Annotated in this window: 7 protein-coding genes; 1 reads left to right on the top strand and 6 read right to left on the bottom strand. The window is 48.8% G+C overall.

Annotated elements, in window-relative coordinates; genetic code table 11:
• The 6 genes from ABYP33_RS16555 to ABYP33_RS16530 all read right to left on the bottom strand — a co-directional run.
• The coding region (locus tag ABYP33_RS16555) for a TolC family protein (RefSeq protein ID WP_373092257.1) at positions 1-728 on the bottom strand (728 nt) is incomplete at its 3' end.
• Between the two features lie 105 nt (positions 729-833).
• Entirely contained in the window at positions 834-1,751 is a 918-nt protein-coding gene (locus tag ABYP33_RS16550; protein WP_373092256.1) for a M56 family metallopeptidase, read from the bottom strand.
• 38 nt (positions 1,752-1,789) lie between these two features.
• Positions 1,790-2,170 (bottom strand): BlaI/MecI/CopY family transcriptional regulator, encoded by a 381-nt coding sequence (locus ABYP33_RS16545; RefSeq protein ID WP_373092255.1) that lies wholly within the window; start codon positions 2,168-2,170, stop codon positions 1,790-1,792.
• A gap of 248 nt (positions 2,171-2,418) precedes the next feature.
• Entirely contained in the window at positions 2,419-3,036 is a 618-nt protein-coding gene (locus tag ABYP33_RS16540; RefSeq protein ID WP_373092254.1) for a class I SAM-dependent methyltransferase, read from the bottom strand.
• An 83-nt stretch (positions 3,037-3,119) separates the two neighbouring features.
• Positions 3,120-4,535, bottom strand: a complete 1,416-nt coding sequence (locus ABYP33_RS16535) for a heavy metal sensor histidine kinase (protein WP_373092253.1) — start codon at positions 4,533-4,535, stop codon at positions 3,120-3,122.
• Positions 4,522-5,214, bottom strand: coding sequence for a heavy metal response regulator transcription factor (locus ABYP33_RS16530; protein WP_373092252.1), 693 nt, complete (start codon positions 5,212-5,214; stop codon positions 4,522-4,524). The genes ABYP33_RS16535 and ABYP33_RS16530 overlap by 14 nt, the downstream gene beginning before the upstream one ends.
• Positions 5,215-5,389: 175 nt before the next feature.
• Between ABYP33_RS16530 and ABYP33_RS16525 the strand changes: the two genes are divergently transcribed.
• On the top strand, positions 5,390-7,008 hold a 1,619-nt coding region (locus ABYP33_RS16525; RefSeq protein WP_373092251.1), incomplete at its 3' end, for a copper resistance system multicopper oxidase.

Here is a 7,008-nt window from a genome sequence, read left to right as displayed (position 1 = left end):
GCAATTTCAGATTGCGCGACGCGCTCTTGACTCAGTAGTTTTTGCACGCGCGGATGACTGCTTAACTGCTGCGCCAGCGCCTCGTAATTTACCTTTTCTGAGGCAATGACAAGAGAGCCTGAAGCAGTATCAAAATCAGCTTGGCGGGCATTCCACTGGGTCGCCAACATCCGCTTAGCGCCGCGAATTTCATGATCCAAATCTTCCAAGGCGATATCTGCCCGCGCTAGCTCAGCCTCGGCTCGAAGCATGTCAGCAAGTAGCGATTTACCTGCATGCATGCGTTTCGACAGTTCTTTGACCACTGATTGCGCTTGTACCCTAGCGGCCTCAGCAAGCGCCTTGCGCTGCTGATAGACAACGACGGTTAGAAATTTCCGGGCGGTCTCAGCGGCCACATCCAGAGTCTTTATCGCTTGCTCATCGCTGATTAATTGTTTTTTTACGTCGGCGCTATGTCCGCGCTGCTGCAGTAAGTCACCCTCTAAAACCCAACTAATACTGAGCGTCGACTGAAGGCTGCCGGCGCCACTGTAGTCACCCGAGCCAAACCCATCTTCAACACTTAAGCCAAGCTGGGGGCGACTGCCGACCCGTGCCTGCTGCGCCATTCCATCGGCAGCAACGCGACGGTAGCTAAAGGCCTGAAGATCAGGGTGTTTAGCAAAGCTTCGTTGAATGGCCTCGTTTAATGTTAAGGATTTCTCGGCCACAGAGACCGTCGACATAGTCAGTAATAACGGAATTAGAGCAAGCGTTTTATACCAAAAAAACCGACCCACAATCGGTTTTTTTGGTATTCGAAATGGACTAAAAGCATGCATAAATAAGCCTCAATGACTAAAAATTGCTTCAATCGCATGATGATAACTGTCTACGCTCAAAAGGCAGGAAGCCAAAAGTACGCACAGGAATACGACAAACAAGGATAAGGGGAAACCGCGGCCTGGTTCAGACCTCAGCTGATAATGAACACGCGCTTCGATTTCAGACGCATAGAAATGACAAGACAAGGCACTGGGAAATTGCTGTTGATTTCTCGACAGGCGGCATAGCTTTATTACGGTACCGGCAACTGTGGTGCCACCCGATCCGCCTCTCGCCGCATAATCATCTGCAGCCAGCTCTAGGCATAAAGAAAATTCGCGACGTAAGCAGTGACTAATAAATGGCAGATAAAACGCGGCAAGAAAGGAAAAAAACCATTTCCGTAAAGGGTCAAGCCGCTGCTGATGGGCGAGTTCATGGCGAGAAACGATGTCATTTTCAACCACAGATAATTGTGCCTGCAAGGCAGGACTGATGAAAACTTTAGGCCGGAAAAGACCAGCAGTGAACGCATACATCACCGTAGAACCCAAGCTACTATTTTTAGTAAAACCATCAAGGCTAAGCAGCGCATCAAGGGCAGACCGATGCTTAAGCATTTGGTGAGTATGACGAACTATCGCTAGGAAAGACGTCGCGGCAAATAGAAGTACCAGCATGCTATGCCAGCTATATAAGTTGAAAACATTAATATGGTGCCAATGGGTAAGCGCTAAGAACCATGAGGGCATAGCAACGGCAGAATCTGGCATTAGTACAACGCTTGTAACGCTTAGCGCAACAAGCCAAGGGATCAAAACAAATGACCACAACAGCCATTGGCGAGCGCCTGCGGCTAACTTGACCCGCCACTGCTCAGTAGCTCGAAAAACTAAAGAAAGAATTAGGTTGCAATAGAAAAACACCGATGCGGCAATAAACACGCTATTTAGGGTAATTGCATAGCCGCCGACAAGCATTCTTATTTCCCCAATTTATCGCTGGCGCGGCGCTGATCAATAAGCGATTCCAATGCCTGTAATTGCGTTTCGGTCATTTCTGCTGATAGTGAACTAAAGGCAGCCAGTAGCGTGTCTTCATTATCAGTGTAATCCGCAGCGACCTCGCGCACCAACCGAGCCAGAAAAATATCTTTGGCCATAGCTGCGCGATAAATGAAGGCGTGGCCTGCTTTATTACGGATTAAGAGCTTCTTTTTATATAGCCGGTCGAGAGTACTTTGGATCGTGTTCAACGTCCTTACTGTATCATCCGCTAACTCGCGATGTACCCGCTTGGCGTCTGCTTCATCAGTATCCCAAAAATACTGAAGAACCGACTTTTCCAAATATCCCAATTGCATGCCACATTCGACCTAGGTTTACAGAAGAATAGTATAGTGCCTACGAAAAAACCGATCGTCAATCGTTTTTTCCGTAGGCACTACAACGGAGAAAATGGGTTAAATGATAAACAGAAGCGGAACCGCTGAGGGATCGCAGGTTGAGGCGCCAAATCCCCCGCTATATCCAACCTAGATAAATTCACGCGAGGTCGACCAACTATCAGCGATAACGAGCGCAACGAATTTAGTTTCGGTGGGTAGTTGTGTCAATTTTTCCGCTTGAAATGACAATAAATGAAACTCTGCATTTTGCCTATCGGCGTTTGGTGGGATTCTTCTTCGTGGCCTAATAATTCAAACTGCACACCTAATTCGGCGTGTAAGGTGCTCGGAGAATAACGGCGCACAGGCAGGCCGCTGCATTGCTCGGGGCCATTCTCGGAAAAAGTCGCAATGATTATGTGTCCGCCTAATTTAACGCAATCTAATACTGTTTCAACATAGCGGCGCCTATCGGCTCCCTCTATCAGGAAATGAAACACCGCACGGTCATGCCATAAGTCAATACCCTGCATAGGAAGAAGGAAGTGAAGAACATCCCCCTCAATCCATTCTACTTTTTTAGAAGTATCTCCTAGTCGTTTTTTGGTCGCGTTAAGTGCGGCCCCAGATAAGTCCATGACAGTTACATTAACAAAATCATTTTCTAGCAATGAATCTACAAGTGTGGAAGCACCGCCGCCAACATCTATTATTTGTGCTGTTTTCTCAAGATTGATTTGTTGAATAATACGCAAAGAACGGGAAGCGTGGGGCTGAAACCAGCTTACAGAGTCAGCTGATTTTGTTGTGTATACTGCATCCCAATGCGCTTTGGTGTCCATAAAGGCCCCTTCATCGAATTTAAAAACCGCGAACTCTTTTGGCGCACTACTTTATAGTAAATATCCATACGCACTAATATATCTTAACTTTCGATCATGCTGATAGGTAAACGTATTGAAAAGTATGTCACGCTGCTATTAGAGTCAGCATCGACCCTACCACCATGAGCTTCAACAATGGACTTAACTATTGCCAGGCCCAGGCCAGCTCCCTCACTGAGTCGCTGACGCGAAGGATCAACGCGATAGAATCGATCAAATATTTTTGGTAGATGTTCTGGGGGGATCTTTAAACCGGGGTTTTCAACACGGAGCTCTACCCATACATCATCTGTTTTTTTTAGTTTCACGTTAATTGTTTGCCCGGCCGGTGTATATCGCAATGCATTTGATAGCAAATTAGATATGGCGCGCCTCAACATAGCCCGATCGCCACTCAGCATGGGTGTGCTTCCGTCTAAAGCCAGAACAATCTGTTTCTCCTCTGCCAAAGCCTCAAAAAAGTCAAATAACTCCCGCACTTCATGCCCGAGATCCAGCCACTCACGTACTGGATTACGTAAACCGTGTTCGCTTTGAGCCAACCACAGCATGTCGTTGACCATTTTCGCTAAGCGCTCCTGTTCTTCTAAATTTGAGTATAGTAACTCTTGGTATTCCTCCAAGCTTCTGGCCCGATTAAGCGCCACCTGGGTTTGGGTAATGGAATTTGTTAAGGGTGTACGCAGTTCGTGGGCGATATCAGCAGAAAAGTGCGAAAGTCGAGCAAAGCTGTCTTCTAAACGACCGATCATGTAATTGAATGAGTCAACAAGCCCTCGCAGCTCACCCGGTACAATATTTGGGTCTATTCGCACATGCAGGCGATCGGCTTGGACATCGCGCATAGTGTCGCTTAAGCCGCGCAGCGGCGCATGCCCCTGATGTACGCCAAACCAAGCGGCCAACAACGTGACGACGCCAGCTAAAGTCATAATAAGCCACAGGCTGCGCCTAAAATTATCAAGAAAGAGGATATGGAAGTTCATATCCATGGCCGCGACAATACGATAATTACGTCCACTAATTAGAGTTTGGGTAATGGCACCTCGATAAGCATTTCCCCCTGCGCCCCAGCTATGTAAATTAGCTGCTAAAATACGAGAGACGGGCGTATAGAGAGTCACTGGCGTGAGCAGTTCGTCATCACTCGGCCCGTATATGAGTTGTCCGTCTGGGCTCCAAACTTGGAAATATACGCCATGATGTCCTGAAACCGCGTGGGATAGCACTTCAGGTAGCCGCGGGATGTCGTCTGCGCCTGCCCGTAACGCCCGTTCCACGGCCTGAGTAATAACAATGAGCTCATCGGCATCCTGCTCAGCAAAGTGACGTTTTACGGCTTGTTGAACAAGGTGTGCAGTCATCAGTAGGCTTAGGCCGATGGCAAGGGCAACGAAGACCATCACTCTTGTCGTTAGCGATAAAGGACGACGCTTAACTCGACTAAGCCACATCATTATCGTCTTCGATCTCCAGCTTGTAGCCCATGCCACGCACAGTGTGAATCAACTTTGCTGGGAAATCGTCGTCGATTTTGGCACGCAGACGGCGAATCGCCACGTCAATAACGTTTGTATCGGAATCAAAGTTCATATCCCAAACTTGGGAGGCTATCAGGGATCGTGGTAATACCTCGCCCTCTCTACGCGCTAAAAGCTCCAACAGGCAGAATTCCTTGTGGCTAAGACTAATTTTTTTACCTCCACGGCTAGCGCGGCGGCGCGGAAGATCTAAGGTGAGGTCTGCAACAGTAATTTGATCTGAAAGCACAGGCGCTACACTTCTGCGCAGCAAGGTACGAACTCTAGCTAGTAGCTCAGCAAAGGCAAATGGCTTAACCAAATAATCATCTGCGCCAAGCTCAAGCCCTTTAACCCGGTCTTCTACGCTATCTCGGGCGGTAAGAAAAAGTACTGGAGTTTGCCGACCAGCTTCCCGAAGGGACTGCATACTTCGCCAGCCATCAACATCGGGTAACATGACATCTAACACCATCAGGTCAAAAACTTCCGTCATTGCAAGATGGTGGCCATCGAGGCCGTTACGCGCCAGCGTGACCATAAATCCTGCCTCAGAAAGCCCCTGGCGCAAGTAATCGCCGGTCTTGAGTTCATCTTCCACTACCAATATCCGCAAAATTGCGTCGCTCCGTCGTTTGGCTTAAGTCAGTTTGATAAACATTATGGATGAGGCTTTCCAACACCAAGATGACTTAAAGATTACAGTTTTGTAATCTTTAAGTCATGCGAGTGACAGGTGTAGGTCTCTAGTATTACGAACACAAATCACTGAATGTATGAGGTAGTTGCCCGTGAGCCAATGGCTTCCCCAACAAAAAAGATCTTTGCAACCAAACCGCCGTCGCTTTGTGCAAGGCCTTGCGGCTGGCGGCGTACTGGCGGCAACACCCACTTGGTTACAGGCAGCAATGAGCAGCAAAGTGGCACAGGGGCAAACGCCTGTTCTAAGTGGGCGTGAAATCAATCTTGTTATAGCCGAAAGTCCCGTCAACTTTACCGGCGTGACACGTATGGCAACAACGATCAACGGTTCCATACCCGCTCCTACTTTGCGTCTGCGCGAAGGCGATGAAGTGACAATTCGCGTCACCAATCACCTAGCAGTTGCCACCTCCATCCACTGGCATGGCATTCTTCTACCCTACCAAATGGATGGCGTGCCTGGCATCAGTTTCAAAGGCATAGCGCCGGGCGAGACCTTTACGTATCGATTTACCCTACAGCAAAGCGGTACCTACTGGTATCACAGCCATTCCGGTTTTCAAGAAATGACGGGGATGTATGGCGCACTAATCATTGAGCCTAGAGCAGGCGAAAGACACCGTTCTGACCAGGATTATGTGGTGCAACTTTCAGATTGGACTGACGAAGATCCTATGCGCGCTTTCAGTAAATTGAAAATGCAGAGCGATGTCTACAATTTCAATCAGCCCACCTTCTTTGACTTTAGCGAAGATGTTTCAAAGGTCGGTTTACAGGGCGCACTGGAAAAGCGTCAGATGTGGAACCAGATGCGCATGAATCCCACCGACTTAAACGATCTATCGGCGGCCACGCTGACCTTCCTCATGAACGGTACAGCGCCTAATGGTAATTGGACGGGACTGTTCCAAAGAGGGCAACGCATACGCCTGCGCTTTATTAATGCGGCAAGCAATAGCTTTTATGATGTGCGTATTCCCGGCTTAAAATTGACCGTCATTCAGGCCGACGGCCAAGATGTCGAACCGGTTTCCGTCGATGAATTTCGCTTTGGCCCCGGCGAAACCTACGATGTATTGGTTGAACCCGCAGACGATGCCTACACCATCTTTGCCCAGAGTATGGATCGCACCGGTTATGCCCGAGGCACATTAGCATTGCAGCAAGGTCTATCCGCGCCAGTCCCTGCGCTTGATCCGGCAGAGTGGCTGACGATGTCAGACATGATGGGGGCAATGGGCAGCATGGCCGGCATGAATCATGATTCGATGAAAGGTATGGAAGGAATGAATCATGGCTCGATGAAGGGCATGCAGGGAATGGGCAGCATGGAGGGTATGAAGGGCATGGCGGGAATGAAGGGTATGGATCATTCCGCCATGAATCACCAGCCAAAGAATCCTTTGGCCAAGCCCTCTAGCACTGTCAACCATGCCAGTAGTGAATACGGCGCGTCTGTCGATATGCGAGTGGATACACCGCGCACCAATCTTGATGATCCAGGTATCGGTTTACGTAACAACGGCCGACGAGTATTGACTCTAGCTGACCTGAAATCGATTAACGGGCTGCTGGATGATCGTCGCACACCAACCAAGGAACTTGAACTACACCTCACTGGCAATATGGAGCGCTACAGCTGGTCATTCGACGGTTTGGAGTTTGGTAAAAGCACACCGGTGTCGTTGAAACACGGTGAGCGCGTTAG

It is taken from the genome of Zhongshania sp. (genome assembly GCF_041584495.1).
Taxonomy (GTDB): domain Bacteria; phylum Pseudomonadota; class Gammaproteobacteria; order Pseudomonadales; family Spongiibacteraceae; genus Spongiibacter.
The sequence above is the reverse complement of the archived record's forward strand: the minus strand, read 5'-3'. Positions and strand labels throughout refer to the sequence as shown.